The 14,127-nt window shown below is 42.4% G+C and carries 11 protein-coding genes; 3 read left to right on the top strand and 8 right to left on the bottom strand.

Going from position 1 to position 14,127, the window contains the following annotated elements:
- Window positions 1-7: 7 nt before the first annotated feature.
- Window positions 8-337 (top strand): HI1450 family dsDNA-mimic protein, encoded by a 330-nt coding sequence (locus tag D3222_RS09825; protein ID WP_118986015.1) that lies wholly within the window; start codon window positions 8-10, stop codon window positions 335-337.
- A gap of 272 nt (window positions 338-609) precedes the next feature.
- Here D3222_RS09825 and oppF read toward each other — a convergent pair whose 3' ends face one another.
- The 7 genes from oppF to D3222_RS09790 form a co-directional block, all read right to left on the bottom strand.
- Entirely contained in the window at window positions 610-1,611 is a 1,002-nt protein-coding gene (oppF, locus tag D3222_RS09820; RefSeq protein WP_118985993.1) for a murein tripeptide/oligopeptide ABC transporter ATP binding protein OppF, read from the bottom strand.
- Window positions 1,608-2,606, bottom strand: coding sequence for an ABC transporter ATP-binding protein (locus D3222_RS09815; RefSeq protein WP_118985992.1), 999 nt, complete (start codon window positions 2,604-2,606; stop codon window positions 1,608-1,610). Before D3222_RS09815 ends, oppF begins: the two co-directional genes overlap by 4 nt.
- A 9-nt stretch (window positions 2,607-2,615) precedes the next feature.
- Window positions 2,616-3,524 carry an oligopeptide ABC transporter permease OppC gene (gene oppC, locus D3222_RS09810; protein ID WP_118985991.1) on the bottom strand — a complete coding sequence of 303 codons (909 nt, stop codon included), beginning with the start codon at window positions 3,522-3,524 and terminating at the stop codon, window positions 2,616-2,618.
- 14 nt (window positions 3,525-3,538) lie between these two features.
- The gene (oppB, locus tag D3222_RS09805; protein WP_118985990.1) at window positions 3,539-4,459 is read right to left on the bottom strand and encodes an oligopeptide ABC transporter permease OppB; all 921 of its coding nucleotides are present in this window, start codon (window positions 4,457-4,459) and stop codon (window positions 3,539-3,541) included.
- Window positions 4,460-4,544: 85 nt separating this feature from the next.
- A complete protein-coding gene (gene oppA / locus D3222_RS09800) occupies window positions 4,545-6,185 on the bottom strand; it encodes an oligopeptide ABC transporter substrate-binding protein OppA (RefSeq protein WP_118985989.1) in 1,641 nt (546 codons plus the stop codon).
- 138 nt (window positions 6,186-6,323) lie between these two features.
- Window positions 6,324-7,961 (bottom strand): ABC transporter substrate-binding protein, encoded by a 1,638-nt coding sequence (locus D3222_RS09795; RefSeq protein ID WP_118985988.1) that lies wholly within the window; start codon window positions 7,959-7,961, stop codon window positions 6,324-6,326.
- A 554-nt stretch (window positions 7,962-8,515) separates the two neighbouring features.
- On the bottom strand, window positions 8,516-9,160 hold the full coding sequence (locus D3222_RS09790; RefSeq protein WP_118985987.1) for a YchE family NAAT transporter: 645 nt from the start codon (window positions 9,158-9,160) through the stop codon (window positions 8,516-8,518).
- A 411-nt stretch (window positions 9,161-9,571) separates the two neighbouring features.
- On the opposite strand from D3222_RS09790, the gene adhE reads away from it, so the two are divergent.
- Window positions 9,572-12,205: a bifunctional acetaldehyde-CoA/alcohol dehydrogenase gene (gene adhE, locus D3222_RS09785; RefSeq protein ID WP_118985986.1), complete on the top strand. Its 2,634-nt coding sequence runs from the start codon at window positions 9,572-9,574 to the stop codon at window positions 12,203-12,205.
- A 130-nt stretch (window positions 12,206-12,335) separates the two neighbouring features.
- Here the strand turns inward: adhE and D3222_RS09780 are convergent, their stop codons facing one another.
- Window positions 12,336-12,941, bottom strand: coding sequence for a thymidine kinase (locus D3222_RS09780; protein ID WP_118985985.1), 606 nt, complete (start codon window positions 12,939-12,941; stop codon window positions 12,336-12,338).
- A 645-nt stretch (window positions 12,942-13,586) separates the two neighbouring features.
- Here D3222_RS09780 and hns point away from each other — a divergent pair.
- Window positions 13,587-13,991: a histone-like nucleoid-structuring protein H-NS gene (gene hns, locus D3222_RS09775; protein WP_118985984.1), complete on the top strand. Its 405-nt coding sequence runs from the start codon at window positions 13,587-13,589 to the stop codon at window positions 13,989-13,991.
- Window positions 13,992-14,127 lie beyond the last annotated feature (136 nt).

Genomic DNA, 14,127 nt, shown 5'->3' with positions numbered 1-14,127 from the left:
ACAAGCTATGGATTTAGACTTCAATAACCGAATGACAGAAGATGAAACCCTTGAGAAAGCCTATGACATCTTTCTCGAACGGGCTTCGTTCAACCTTGATCCCGCTGATATTCTGCTATTTAGCCTGCAATTCGAAATACGTGGCGGCGCGGAATTACTGCCCCCTTCTGATGGGTGGCTTGAACACGTGGATTTCAATCCACATCCTGATTTCTTTGCCGAAGTCATTATCGGGCTAGCAGAATCTGAAGATGCTGAAATTAATGATATTTTCGCTCGTATTTTGATTTGCCGGGAAAAATCTCACCCGATTTGCCATATTTTGTGGAAAGATTGAAGTCAGTGATTTTGATCTATTCTTTTCTTCTTCAAAGAGTGAGAGCTACTCATTTTCATACGGGTCTGAACCCTAATATATACCTAATAGATTTCGAGTTGCAGCGCGGCGGCAAGTGAATGAATCCCCAGGAGCATAGATAACTATGTGACTGGGGTGAGTGAAAGCTGCCAACAAAGCAGCAGCTTGGAAGATGAAGGGTATAAAACCCAAAAAGTAACTCTCACATTTAATGTCCTACAAAATTTCGCAATAACTACAATCAATCTTAACTACAATGGATCAACCTTCAAACAAGACACGGCATGACGGAAACTCCCCTCCATCAATGGCCGGGTTTTAGCACATTCAGGATCTGCCATTGGGCAACGAGTACGGAAAACACATCCTGATGGCGGGTTGATAGGTGACGGTAATTCACCTTCCAGCAATTCAATGTGTTTATTTCGTTCTTTATCCGGATCAGGCACCGGGACCGCCGACATCAACGCCTTGGTATAAGGGTGCTGTGGATTATGGTAAACCTCATCATAAGTACCCAATTCCACCGCATGCCCAAGGTACATCACCAATACACGGTCAGATATATGCTTAACCACGGCAAGATCATGGGCGATAAAAATCAGCGACAGCCCCATTTCCCGTTGTAATTCCTGCAACAGGTTCACGACCTGAGCCTGAATGGAGACATCAAGTGCAGATACCGGTTCATCACAAATCACCAACTTAGGTTCAAGAATAAGCGCACGGGCAATCCCGATACGTTGACATTGACCGCCAGAGAATTCATGCGGGTAACGGTTAATCAGATTCGGCAATAACCCAACCTTCATCATCATCGCTTTTACCCGCTCTTTAATTTCCAGCTCTTTCATCTTAGGATGATAAGTGCGCAGTGGCTCAGCGATAATATCGCCAATCGTCATTCGCGGATTCAGGGATGCTAATGGGTCTTGGAATATCATCTGGATATCGCTGCGAATATCCCGCCACTGCTTATCATTCATATCCAGCAGGCTTTTTCCCAACCAAGTTACCGAGCCACCGGAAGACTTGACCAATCCGATAATTGCGCGAGCAAAAGTCGATTTACCGCAACCAGATTCGCCAACCACACCAAGAGTTTCCCCTTCATACAACCTCAATGTGACGCCATCAACCGCTTTCAAAGTTTTTGCTGGTTGCCAAAACCATTGTGTGCCATCTTTGATATCAAAGTGGACTTTCAGATCGACGACTTCCAGCAGCACGCGTCTTTTTTCAATCAGATTCATACCAATTCTCCCGGTGCTTTAAAACAAGCTCGCAAACGCCCATTGCCAAATGCCTCTAACTTTGGTTCACAATCTACGCAATGGTCTATTGCAAACTGACAACGTGGCTGGAACGGGCACCCTTTCGGCAACCGTAATAAATTAGGCGGATTCCCCGGGATTGTTGTCAATAACTCTTCATCACCATCAAGACGGGGAACAGCACTAAGAAGGCCAATAGAATAAGGATGAGTTGGTTGATAAAACACTTCGCGGGCCGTGCCATACTCCATTGTTCTCCCCGCGTACATCACCAGGACTTTGTCACAAACACCGGCAATGACTCCCAAATCGTGAGTAATCATAATTATCGCGGTATTAAACTCCTGTTTCAGTTCATTCAGCAGAATCATAATCTGTGCCTGAACCGTAACATCAAGTGCAGTTGTCGGCTCGTCAGCAATCAGCAATTTTGGCCGGCATAACAATGCCATTGCGATCATCACACGCTGACGCATCCCACCAGAAAATTCATGAGGATACATCCGCATTCGCTTAAGTGCTTCTGGCATTTTGACGGCATCCAGCATCCGAATCGATTCAAGGTATGCTTCACTTTTACTCATACGTTTATGCAGCATTAATACTTCCGTGAGCTGGTCACCAATACGCATATAGGGATTGAGAGAAGTCATTGGGTCCTGAAATATCATTGATATTTCTTCCGCTCTCATGCGGTTAAGTTCTTTCTCTTCCAAGTTAAGAATTTCCCTGCCATTAAAAACAGCAGAGCCGCCAATCGTGCCGTTTCTGGCAAGCAATCCCATCAGAGCAAAAGCAGTTTGTGATTTTCCAGAACCAGATTCACCGACGATTCCCAGAGTTTCCCCTGCCCGTAAATCAAAATTCAGTTTGTTCACCGCAGTGACATCCCCATCCGGGGTACTAAAAGTCACGTTCAAATCGTTAACAATTAACAACGGCTCAGAACTTTTCTGGTTTTTAACGCTGTTCATGTTACCTCCTTAACGATCTTTCGGATCGAGGGCATCACGCAAGCCATCGCCGATAAAGTTAAAACAAAACAGGGTCACCACCAGAAAACCGGCAGGAAACATCAGCAACCACGGGGAAACTTCCATCGAATTCGCTCCATCACTTAACAACGCTCCCCAACTGCTTAATGGTTCCTGCGTTCCCAATCCCAGAAAGCTAAGAAACGATTCAAACAGAATCATGCTTGGGACTAATAAAGATGCATAAACCACCACCACACCCAATACATTAGGGACAATGTGGCGTAACACGATGTAACGGGTTGACACCCCACACACCAGCGCCGCTTCAATAAATTCCTTACGTCTCAAGCTCAGTGTCTGACCACGGACAATACGCGCCATATCCAGCCATGACACCATGCCAATCGCAACAAATATCAGCAAAATATTCTGTCCAAAAACAGTCACCAGCAGGATCACAAAGAACATGAAGGGGAATGAATTCAGAATTTCCAACAGGCGCATCATCACTGAGTCTATTTTTCCACCCAGATAACCGGATAATGACCCATACAAAGTTCCAACGACTACTGCAACCAAGGCCGCGGCAATCCCAACCATCAATGAAATACGCCCACCAATAGCAACACGTACCAGTAAATCACGGCCAGAGGAATCGGTACCGAAATAGTGACCTGATTCAAAATCAGGTGACATAGACATCATAGCCCAGTCAGTATCATCGTAAGTAAACTGGGCCAGCATCGGTGCCAGGATCACAAACAAAGTAATCAAAGATAACAAGCACAAACTGGCAATCGCTGCCCGGTTGTGAATAAAACGACGTCGTGCATCCTGCCACAAACTGCGGCCTTCAATTTCCAGTTGCTCAGAGAAATTTTCCAGAGCTTCGCTGTTTTGTTTATTGACTATCATTGCGCGCTCCAGTCTTAATAACGGATCTTTGGATCGATGACGGCATACAACACATCAACAATCGCATTGAACAGAATAGTCAGGCCACCAACCAAAATAGTCAGGCTTAATACCAATGAATAGTCACGGTTCAACGCCCCATTAACAAATAACTGCCCTATTCCCGGTAAACCAAAGATTGTTTCAATCACCATTGAACCGGTGATGATACCGACAAAAGCAGGCCCCATATAAGAGATGACCGGCAGCAAAGCGGGCTTTAAGGCATGGCGGAATATAATGATGCGTAACGGCAACCCTTTAGCACGTGCAGTACGGATAAAATTAGAGTGCAGCACTTCTATCATCGAACCACGGGTGATACGCGAGATACTGGCGATATAGGCCAAAGACAGTGCTACCATGGGTAAGATCATAAATTTTGGCGCTCCGCCATTCCAGCCCCCTCCCGGCAGCCATTTAAGATGAATAGCGAACACCAGCACCAACAGCGGCGCCACAACAAAGCTTGGGATAACAACCCCCGTCATGGCGAACCCCATAACCGTATAATCCCACTTCGTGTTTTGGTTAAGTGCGGCAATAACCCCGGCGCTGACCCCCAGCACAACCGCCATAATAAATGCCGACGCACCCAATTTAGCCGACACCGGAAATGCCGTTGCGACCAGATCATTAACTGTGTAGTCCTTATATTTAAAAGAAGGCCCAAAATCCCCTTTGGAAAGCTGGATTAAGTAATCAAAATATTGTTTATACATGGGATCATTCAGATGATATTTCGCTTCAATATTTGCCATCACTTCTGGTGGCAATTTCCGCTCACCGGTAAATGGGCTACCTGGCGCCAGCCGCATCATGAAAAACGAAATAGTGATGAGAATAAAAAGTGTCGGGATCGCCTCTAAACAACGGCGTAAAATAAACTTAAGCATTGCCCGTTCCTATGTGTTGGCCCTTAACCCTGGCCTTAAAATAATTTGATACTAAAGCAGCCCTTTCCGGGCTGCTTTACAACGATTAGTGTTTGATAATATAAAAATCTTTGGTGTGTAAATTATCCAAAGGATCTTTCCCTGTATAGCCACCAACATAGGGCTTCACTAACCGGGTATTCACATAGTAATAAAGGGGGACAATAGCCGAATCTTTATCTAACCGCGCTTCTGCTTTTTGGTAAACAGCCGCACGCTCATCATCTGTTTTTACTTGTAGAGATTCTTTCACCAGTTTATCGAACTCATCACTCTTATAATGAGCCGTGTTATTACTACTATAAGAAAGCATTGCATTCAGGAATGAAGAAGGTTCGTTGTAATCGGCACACCAGCCAGCACGGGCTACGTCATAATTACCCTGATGTCGAGTATCCAGGAAAGTTTTCCACTCTTGGTTTTCCAAACGGACATCAGCACCTAAATTTTTCTTCCAAACAGAAGATACCGCGATTGCAATTTTTTTATGCAGATCAGAGGTGTTATAAAGCAAATTAAACTTCAATGGATTATCTTTAGTATAACCCGCTTCGGCCAGTAATTTTTTGGCTTCCTGGTTACGTTTTTCCTGGTTCCAATCAGTAAACCATGCTGGTTTTATTTCTTTAAAACCATCAATAAACGGCGGTGTAAAACCGTAAGCAGGGATATCACCCTGTGCTTTGACTTTATTGGTCACAATGTCTTGGTCCATCGCCAATTTCAATGCAGTACGGACACGAGGATCATTAAATGGCGGCTTTTCATTATTAATTTCGTAATAATAAGTACATAGATGTGGGTTAATATGCAGCTCGTTCGGGATCTCTTTTTTCAGTTTCTGGAATAGCTCAATTGGCAAATTAGTATAACTCATGTCAATTTCGCCACTACGATAACGGTTTACATCCGTCACTTCTGAGGAAATTGGCAGGAAAGTCACCTGATCAATAACCGTATTTTTGTTATCCCAGTATGTTGGGCTACGTTCCATCACAATACGTTCGTTGACCACCCAGTTTTTCAGTTTGTAAGCGCCATTACCGACAAAATTCTGCGGTTGAGTCCATTTTTCGTTATATTTTTCCACCGTAGCCCGATGAACCGGTGACATTGAAGAGTGAGCCAAAAGTCTTGGCAGATAAGGAACCGCTTCGCTCAATGTAAGCTGCAATGTATAGTCATCCAGCGCCTTTACACCCAGAGTATCTGGTTTCTTTTTACCACCGATGATGTCATCAATATTGGTGATATGGGCATACTGGAGGTAACTTTCATAGGGAGAAGCAGTATTGGGATCAGCCAGACGCCGCCAACTGTAAACAAAATCGTGAGCAGTGACAGGATCACCATTAGACCACTTAGAATCTTTACGCATATGGAATGTCCAGACAGTGAAGTCTTTATTTTCCCAACTGGCCGCAGAACCTGGCAAGATTTCGCCATTCGGACCAACGATGACGACACCTTCAAACAAATCACGTGCCAAATGTGATTCTGGCACGCCTTCAATCTTATGCGGGTCCAGCGATTGCGGTTCAGAGCCGTTATTACGGACTAAAACCTGTTTATCCGCTAATTGAACACCATCAGGCACTTTCGCAGCCAAGACCTGACTTGCCATTACCATACTCAGTGCAGCGCTGATGCTGACAGTAAGTAGTCTCTTTCTCGTTGTGTTTATCATCTTTTTCTACTCCAATTTTATCCCGTCAGATTCGTTATCAACCGACGGCCCAGAAATAAGGGGTGGATTACCACCTGCATACAAAAGGAACGATTTTGTTTGCAGGGTCTCAGTAACTCTTTCGAATAAAGCGACTGTCTAATTTTTTATCATATACAGTCGCTTAATATCCATATAATCCAATGGGTCTTTCCCTGAAAACCCTCCCACTGATGGGCTAACAAGCCTTACACTCACCCGGTAATAAACGGGAATCAGCGCCGAGTCTTTATCCAATTGAGACTCGGCTTGTTGGTATAATTTTTTACGCTCAATAGCATCCTTAGCGATTAATGCCTGTTCCAGATAGCTATCAAAATTTTTATTCTGATAGAAAGTCGTGTTATTACTGCTATCTGACAGAAACATATTTAAAAACGCGGTAGGTTCATTGTAATCCGCACACCAGGTTGCTCTGGTCACCTCATAATTCCCCTGATGGCGGCTTTCAAGCGAGGTTTTCCATTCCTGATTCTGCAAAATCACATCCGCTCCCAGATTCTTTTTCCACATGGAAGCGGCAGCGATAGCCTGTTGTTTATTTTGCTCTGACGTGTTGTATAACAAGGTGAATCTCAATGGATTCGCCTGATTGAAACCGGCCTGGGCTAACAATGCTCTGGCTCGTTTATTGCGCTGCTCCTGTGTCCAGCCAGCCCACTCTGGTTTAGCAAAATCACCACCTCCGATAAATGTTGGCGTAAAACCATAGGCCGGTATTTGCCCCTGCCCCATAATTTTCCCCGCAATAATATCCCGGTCGAGAGTTAACTTGACGGCCTCACGGACTCTTACATCAGTAAACGGGGGTTTATTATTGTTAATTTCGTAATAGAACGTACAGAGATAAGGGCTAACGCGCATCTGATCAGGGATCTCTTTTTTCATTTTCCGATACAGATCCGGAGGGATAGCGCTGTTGGTGATATTTATTTCCCCACTACGGTAGCGGTTAACACCGCTGGTTTCGGATTGAAGGGGTAAAAGCGTCGCTTGCTCAATAATTGTTTTACCGTTATTCCAGTATTGTGGATTACGTTCAATCACAATCCGCTCATTGACCACCCACTCTTTCAGCCGATACGCCCCATTACCCACATAATTTTCTGGCAAAGTCCATTTATTACCCAATTTTTCGACCAGATCCTTTTTCACTGGTTTCATTGCCGTATGACTGAGCATATTGATGAAATAAGGCACGGGATGTGTCAAAGTCACCTGCAAACGATGATCATCCAGCGCTTTAACCCCCAACTGGTCAGGTGATTTTTTACCTTTCAGAACATCACTAATATTTTCAACGTAAGCATATTGAAGATAGCTGGCATAAGGTGAACCCACTTTTGGGTCAGCTAACCGTTGCCAACTATAGACAAAATCATGTGCCGTGACAGGCGTTCCATCACTCCATTTAGCATTATCACGTAGATAAAAAGTCCATACCTTGTAATCCTGATTTTCCCAATGGGTCGCAACGCCTGGCACAACTTCTCCCTCGGAGCCTGTACTCACCAACCCTTCCAGGAGATTAAGAATAATGTTGGATTCTGGTACACCTTCGACTTTATGTGGATCAAGCGAAGCAACTTCTGCGCCATTATTAATAATAATCTGCTGTTTATCCGCAAGTTTCACACCATCTGGAAGTTCAGCGGCAGGCACGGCTGTAACAGGAAACACTGATAATAAAAATATACAGGAAATAAACTTATGTAATTTTAATTGTTTGATCTTCATTTTTTACCTCCAGTTTGATGGACCCGTTCATTCCACATATCCCATCAAGTCCGGTATCTTCACATTATTTAGCCCAAAGTAACGGATTAAATATTAAAGGTAACTTATCATATCAATTGTTAAAATATCGCTCTCATATTGCAAAAATCATCCTTACAAACAACTTAGTACGACTTATTACATTAATTGATAAAATATCCCAAAATTTATTATAAGCAATTGATACATATAGAATTATCAACTTAAAACTTCACTAAAATAGTAAACAAAGCTAGACCAAAGATGAAAATAAACATAATTTTAACAAATTGCAATCAATGCAAATTAAAAACCTACATTCATCACAAAACAGTGGTGGAAGCAACCAGTTACACATTGAACTAACAGGAAAGAATAATTTAGAAAAATATTGGGTTATTTGTATAAAATTCAGGAAGTACCGGTAAAAGAAGTAAGAAAAGCCTATGAAATAGGCTTTATAATAAAAATGATAAGAATATCATAATTTGTAATTTCACTTGAAAGAAAGCTAACACCTTTTATCGTAAATCATATCAAAGCAACCCTGGGAATAGCGCTCTGATCCCTGTCACAATCAGTTCAATTCCCAAAGACATCAATAGCAGTCCCATAATTCGGGTGATAACGTTAATGCCTGTTTGCCCAAGATATTTGACGACTAAAGGTGCAGCTCGAAATAATAACCAACAGCAAAAAGCAAACAACGCGCTGGTAAGCACCAACCCAATAAAATTCTGCCATCCCTGATAACGAGAACTCCAGACAATACAAGAACTGATTGCACCGGGACCTGCCATTAACGGCAATGCCAGCGGCACAACACCAACACTTTCTCTAATGGCTGTTTCTGATTTTTCCTGCTTATTCTGTTTATCCTCGCCAAGTTTACCGTTAATCATCGACATCGCGATGGTCACAACCAAAATCCCACCGGCAATACGAAAAGAATCAATGGAAATGCCAAACATACGCAGTATCGAGTCACCTAACAGCAAAGATGTCCATAAAATGATGGCAACAGAAGTATTGGCAATAAAGTTAGTTCTATTACGAACCGATTGAGCTTGGTAGTGAGTCATACTGATAAAAACTGGCAAAATACCAACAGGATTGACCAGTGCAAACAGCCCAACAAAAAACTTAATGTAACCAGGCAGATCCAGCAGTAAGTCACCCACAAAAAACCTCTATTGAGTTACGCTGTGTTATTAAAAATATTCTCATGATCGCTCTCCCTAAAATAATAGAAAACTTAATTTTTTCTTCACTTTATACTGGCAAAGTTCGATTTTCCATCGACCACAACGCATTTTTTAATTTAAAATATCTTATATAACAAGTTGTTAACCCGATATTTCCATTAGATTAAAAATTCAACCTCTTAACGCTATTTACAGCCCAATCAATAATAATTATCACTGACCCAAGCTGAAAGGAGTCAGCTTTGGAATTTATGTGATTAAGATCAATATATATTTAATACCAAATGATAACCTGTAGTTACCAAAAAATCACCAAGCTAAATAGTCTAAAAAATACTTATTCATTGATATTAAAAGATTTTTAATATTTTTCAGGAGTACTTCTTTATGACTGTAACTCATGTTACTGAACTGAACGAACTGGTTGCCAGGGTAAAAAAAGCACAACGTGAATTTGCTAACTTTTCTCAGGAGCAAGTTGACAAAATCTTCCGCGCTGCGGCCCTTGCAGCGGCAGATGCACGTATCCCTTTAGCAAAATTAGCCGTGGCAGAATCCGGTATGGGCATTGTCGAAGACAAAGTAATCAAAAACCACTTTGCTTCCGAATATATCTATAACGCTTATAAAGATGATAAAACCTGCGGCATTTTGTCTGAAGACAAAACATTCGGCACCATCACTATCGCTGAACCTATCGGCTTAATCTGCGGTATCGTGCCAACCACCAACCCAACATCCACCGCTATTTTTAAAGCGCTCATCAGCCTAAAAACCCGTAACGGCATTATTCTCTCACCCCATCCACGCGCCAAAAAAGCAACCACCAAAGCAGCAGAATTGGTTCTGAGGGCTGCGGTCGCGGCTGGTGCGCCAAAAGATATTATTGGCTGGATTGATGAACCCTCCGTTGAACTTTCCAATGCATTAATGCACCACCAGGACATCAATCTAATCCTGGCGACCGGTGGTCCAGGCATGGTAAAAGCGGCATACAGCTCTGGTAAGCCCGCAATCGGCGTCGGTGCCGGTAACACTCCGGTTGTCATTGATGAATCAGCTGATATTAAACGTGCTGTTGCATCTATTCTGATGTCCAAAACCTTTGACAACGGCGTCATCTGCGCTTCAGAACAATCCGTTATCGTGGTGGATACCGTTTATGATCAGGTGCGTAAACGTTTCTTTACTCATGGCGGTTATCTGTTACAAGGCAAGGAACTGAAAGCGGTTCAAGATATCATTCTGAAAAACGGCAGTCTAAATGCGGAAATTGTTGGTCAATCTGCAACAAAAATTGCTGAAATGGCCGGCATTAATGTTCCTGAAAGGACCAAGATCTTGATTGGAGAAGTGAGTTTGATTGATGAAACAGAGCCCTTTGCTCATGAAAAACTGTCTCCATTGCTCGCTATGTATCGTGGTAATAGCTTTGAAGATGCCGTAGAAAAGGCAGAAAAATTAGTTGAAATGGGCGGAATTGGTCACACTTCCTGCTTGTACACCGATCAGGACAATCAAGCGGCACGAATCAAGTATTTCGGCGATAAAATGAAAACAGCCCGTATTCTAGTGAATACCCCTGCGTCTCAGGGCGGTATCGGTGATCTCTACAACTTCAAACTTGCTCCATCTCTGACACTAGGTTGCGGCTCTTGGGGAGGAAATTCCATCTCTGAAAATGTAGGGCCCAAACATCTCATCAATACCAAAACCGTGGCGAAAAGAGCAGAAAATATGCTGTGGCATAAACTTCCGAAATCAATTTACTTCCGTCGCGGCTCCCTGCCCGTGGCATTAGCAGAAGTTGCAACCGATGGTGCAAAACGCGCTTTTATCGTAACAGACCGTTTCTTATTTAATCATGGTTATGCTGATCAAGTCACTGATGTGCTGAAATCCCACGGGATAGAAACAGAAGTTTTCTTTGAAGTTGAAGCAGACCCGACCCTAAGCACTGTTCGTAAGGGTGCGGAACAAATGCACTCATTCAAACCGGACATCATTATTGCCCTGGGGGGCGGATCCCCAATGGATGCGGCCAAAATTATGTGGGTGATGTATGAACACCCTGAAACTCATTTCGAAGAGCTAGCTCTACGGTTTATGGATATCCGTAAACGCATCTATAGATTCCCCAAAATGGGGGTTAAAGCGAAAATGGTAGCCATTACCACAACTTCCGGCACAGGTTCTGAAGTGACACCATTTGCGGTTGTCACTGATGATGCAACCGGTCAGAAATATCCACTGGCTGATTATGAATTGACGCCTAATATCGCTATCGTTGATGCCAATCTAGTCATGGATATGCCGAAATCACTCTGTGCTTTTGGTGGACTGGATGCCATCACCCACGCTTTGGAAGCTTATGTATCAGTCCTGGCAAACGAATACTCTGACGGACAAGCACTGCAAGCGCTAAAACTACTGAAAGAGTTCCTCCCAACCAGCTATCATGAAGGGGCCACTAACCCAGTTGCCCGCGAACGGGTTCATAATGCGGCAACTATTGCCGGGATTGCATTTGCTAATGCCTTCTTGGGGGTATGTCACTCCATGGCGCATAAACTGGGTTCTGAGTTCCATATCCCGCATGGCCTGGCTAACGCATTGCTGATTTGTAACGTTATTCGCTATAACGCTAATGATAATCCAACCAAACAGACTGCATTCAGTCAATATGATCGCCCACAGGCCCGCCGTCGTTACGCTGAAATTGCCGATCATCTCGGTTTATCTGCTACTGGTGACCATACTGTCACAAAAATTGAAAAACTGTTAACCTGGCTGAAAGAGCTCAAGTCTGAGCTAGGTATCCCGACATCTATCCGTGAAGCGGGCGTTCAAGAAGCTGACTTCCTGGCAAAAGTTGATAAGTTATCCGAAGATGCCTTCGATGACCAATGTACCGGTGCTAACCCACGCTACCCGCTGATTTCCGAGCTGAAACAATTGCTGTTGGATTCATACTATGGACGCGAATTCACAGAAACTGTTACGACAGAAGAAAGCCGGTAAGAACAAATTTATTAATTGATTAAATACCACTTAAGGGTGCTGATATCAGCGCCCTTTAACTTAACGCTGCCCTATTCTTAATACAAACTCTCAAACAGAGCATCCGACCGCTTCACGGAAAGTCTATCCATTACACGCTATCCTTTCTGTTTTTCCTCGCCTCACTAATAGCATCCATATAGTGCTTACGGCAAACAGACATATACTTTTCATTGCCACCGATATCAACTTGTTCGCCATCATAAATAGCCGCACCTTCGCTATCAAAACGTAATGCACGGTTCGCTTTACGTCCACAATAGCAAATAGTTTTCAATTCAACTAACTTATCAGCCCACGCCAGAAGATACTGGCTACCACTGAAAAGCTCGCCTCTGAAATCAGTTCTCAGCCCATAACAAAGAACCGGAATATCATCGTAGTCGGTCACCTTACATATCTGTTCAATCTGTGCTTTCGTGAGAAAATGGCACTCATCAATAAGCACGCAATGCACTTTTTCCTGCTTATTTTCATTTCTGATCAACTCGCCAATATCTGTCTGTTGACTAAACAAAAGTGCATCAGAAGATAATCCAATCCGAGAATTGACTTTTCCATTTTCAAACCGGGTGTCAATTTCCGCGGTAAACACCAGCGTTCTCATCCCTCTCTCATTATAGTTATAAGAGGATTGCAACAAGGATGTCGATTTTCCAGCATTCATTGCGGAGTAATAAAAATAAAGTTGAGCCATCAACCCTGCCCCTTAACAAAATTTATAAAGCCATATAGTCAGATGAGTTTACCATAAACTTTAGTCGTGATTATCCATCTCAGTAAGCCGCACCGGTTGATATACCGAAATATTTAGCTTAGTGATGTCTTAATGATTCATGGCCACCATCACATCAGCCGAGTAATAAAGCACATTTGAATGACAAATGCTCATGTTTAAATTAAGAAATGAAAGCCAGACTGATTTGTTGCATATCGTATGCAAATTAATAATGTGCGTGATTTACTTCCAGAAAACGGTAACAGTAAATCAGCGATAACTCATGGATTAGTCATAAGTTTTTTTTAACTTAGTATTATTCTGCTTTAGCAGGTATGATAAGAAACAGTTAAAATTACTTACCGATTTAGTATATACCTGGTTTATAAATTAGAGAGATTATCATGTCCCCTCTTTGTTAAAGGTACCCTGAACATGTTATTGGGGAATGACAATCGAAATAGCTGTATAAAAAGCGCTATATAACTTTTGTAAAGAAATTACGTTTAAAAAAAAAGAGCTATTTTATCCGAATATGAGAAATTGACTATTGCAGAAAATAAAATAGCATTCTATTATTATATCCACATCAGCCATCATCATTAATAATTTGAGACCAGGACAATGAGCGATTTAAAAACCCTAAATAACATCCGTACTTTACGAGCCCAAGCAAGAGAATGTCAACTTGAGTTCTTAGATGAAATACTTGAAAAACTGATCGTCGTTGTTGAAGAACGTCGTGAAGAAGAAAGTCAGGTACAAGCTGAATTAGAGGAACGTACACGTAAATTGGAAGAAGTTCGCAAAATGATTCTTGACCAAGGAATTGATCCAAGCGAATTGCTTCAGACAATGAGCTCCGGCAAATCTGCTGGTAAAGCAAAACGTCCCGCACGTCCAGCTAAATACCAATATGTTGATACAAACGGTGAAACTAAAACTTGGACTGGCCAAGGACGTACACCTGCTGTTATCAAAAAAGCAATTGAAGACGAAGGAAAAACGCTGGATAGTTTCTTACTCTAATTCATTGTTTTTCAAGTTAATTTAATTAAAAACACCCTTTTAAAATAGAAGGGTGTTTTTATTATTAAACAACTTAGCTGACAAAAGAATTAACGTCTATCGTATAAACGAGTATAAGTATCCTTGAGAAGAATTT

Origin of the sequence: Photorhabdus sp. CRCIA-P01 (genome assembly GCF_003545805.1) — a bacterium.
Classification (GTDB): domain Bacteria; phylum Pseudomonadota; class Gammaproteobacteria; order Enterobacterales; family Enterobacteriaceae; genus Photorhabdus; species Photorhabdus antumapuensis.
Note: the sequence above shows the minus strand (reverse complement) of the source record. Positions and strands in the feature narration are given on the sequence as shown.

Excerpts from the sequence above, each read along its gene's own strand:
- oppB (WP_118985990.1), bottom strand. The coding sequence starts at position 4,459 with ATGCTTAAGTTTATTTTACGCCGTTGTTTAGAGGCGATCCCGACACTT.
- adhE (WP_118985986.1), top strand. The coding sequence starts at position 9,572 with ATGACTGTAACTCATGTTACTGAACTGAACGAACTGGTTGCCAGGGTA.
- D3222_RS09815 (WP_118985992.1), bottom strand. The coding sequence starts at position 2,606 with ATGAACAGCGTTAAAAACCAGAAAAGTTCTGAGCCGTTGTTAATTGTT.
- D3222_RS09795 (WP_118985988.1), bottom strand. The coding sequence starts at position 7,961 with ATGAAGATCAAACAATTAAAATTACATAAGTTTATTTCCTGTATATTT.
- D3222_RS09825 (WP_118986015.1), top strand. The coding sequence starts at position 8 with ATGGATTTAGACTTCAATAACCGAATGACAGAAGATGAAACCCTTGAG.
- oppF (WP_118985993.1), bottom strand. The coding sequence starts at position 1,611 with ATGAATCTGATTGAAAAAAGACGCGTGCTGCTGGAAGTCGTCGATCTG.
- oppA (WP_118985989.1), bottom strand. The coding sequence starts at position 6,185 with ATGATAAACACAACGAGAAAGAGACTACTTACTGTCAGCATCAGCGCT.
- D3222_RS09780 (WP_118985985.1), bottom strand. The coding sequence starts at position 12,941 with ATGGCTCAACTTTATTTTTATTACTCCGCAATGAATGCTGGAAAATCG.
- oppC (WP_118985991.1), bottom strand. The coding sequence starts at position 3,524 with ATGATAGTCAATAAACAAAACAGCGAAGCTCTGGAAAATTTCTCTGAG.
- hns (WP_118985984.1), top strand. The coding sequence starts at position 13,587 with ATGAGCGATTTAAAAACCCTAAATAACATCCGTACTTTACGAGCCCAA.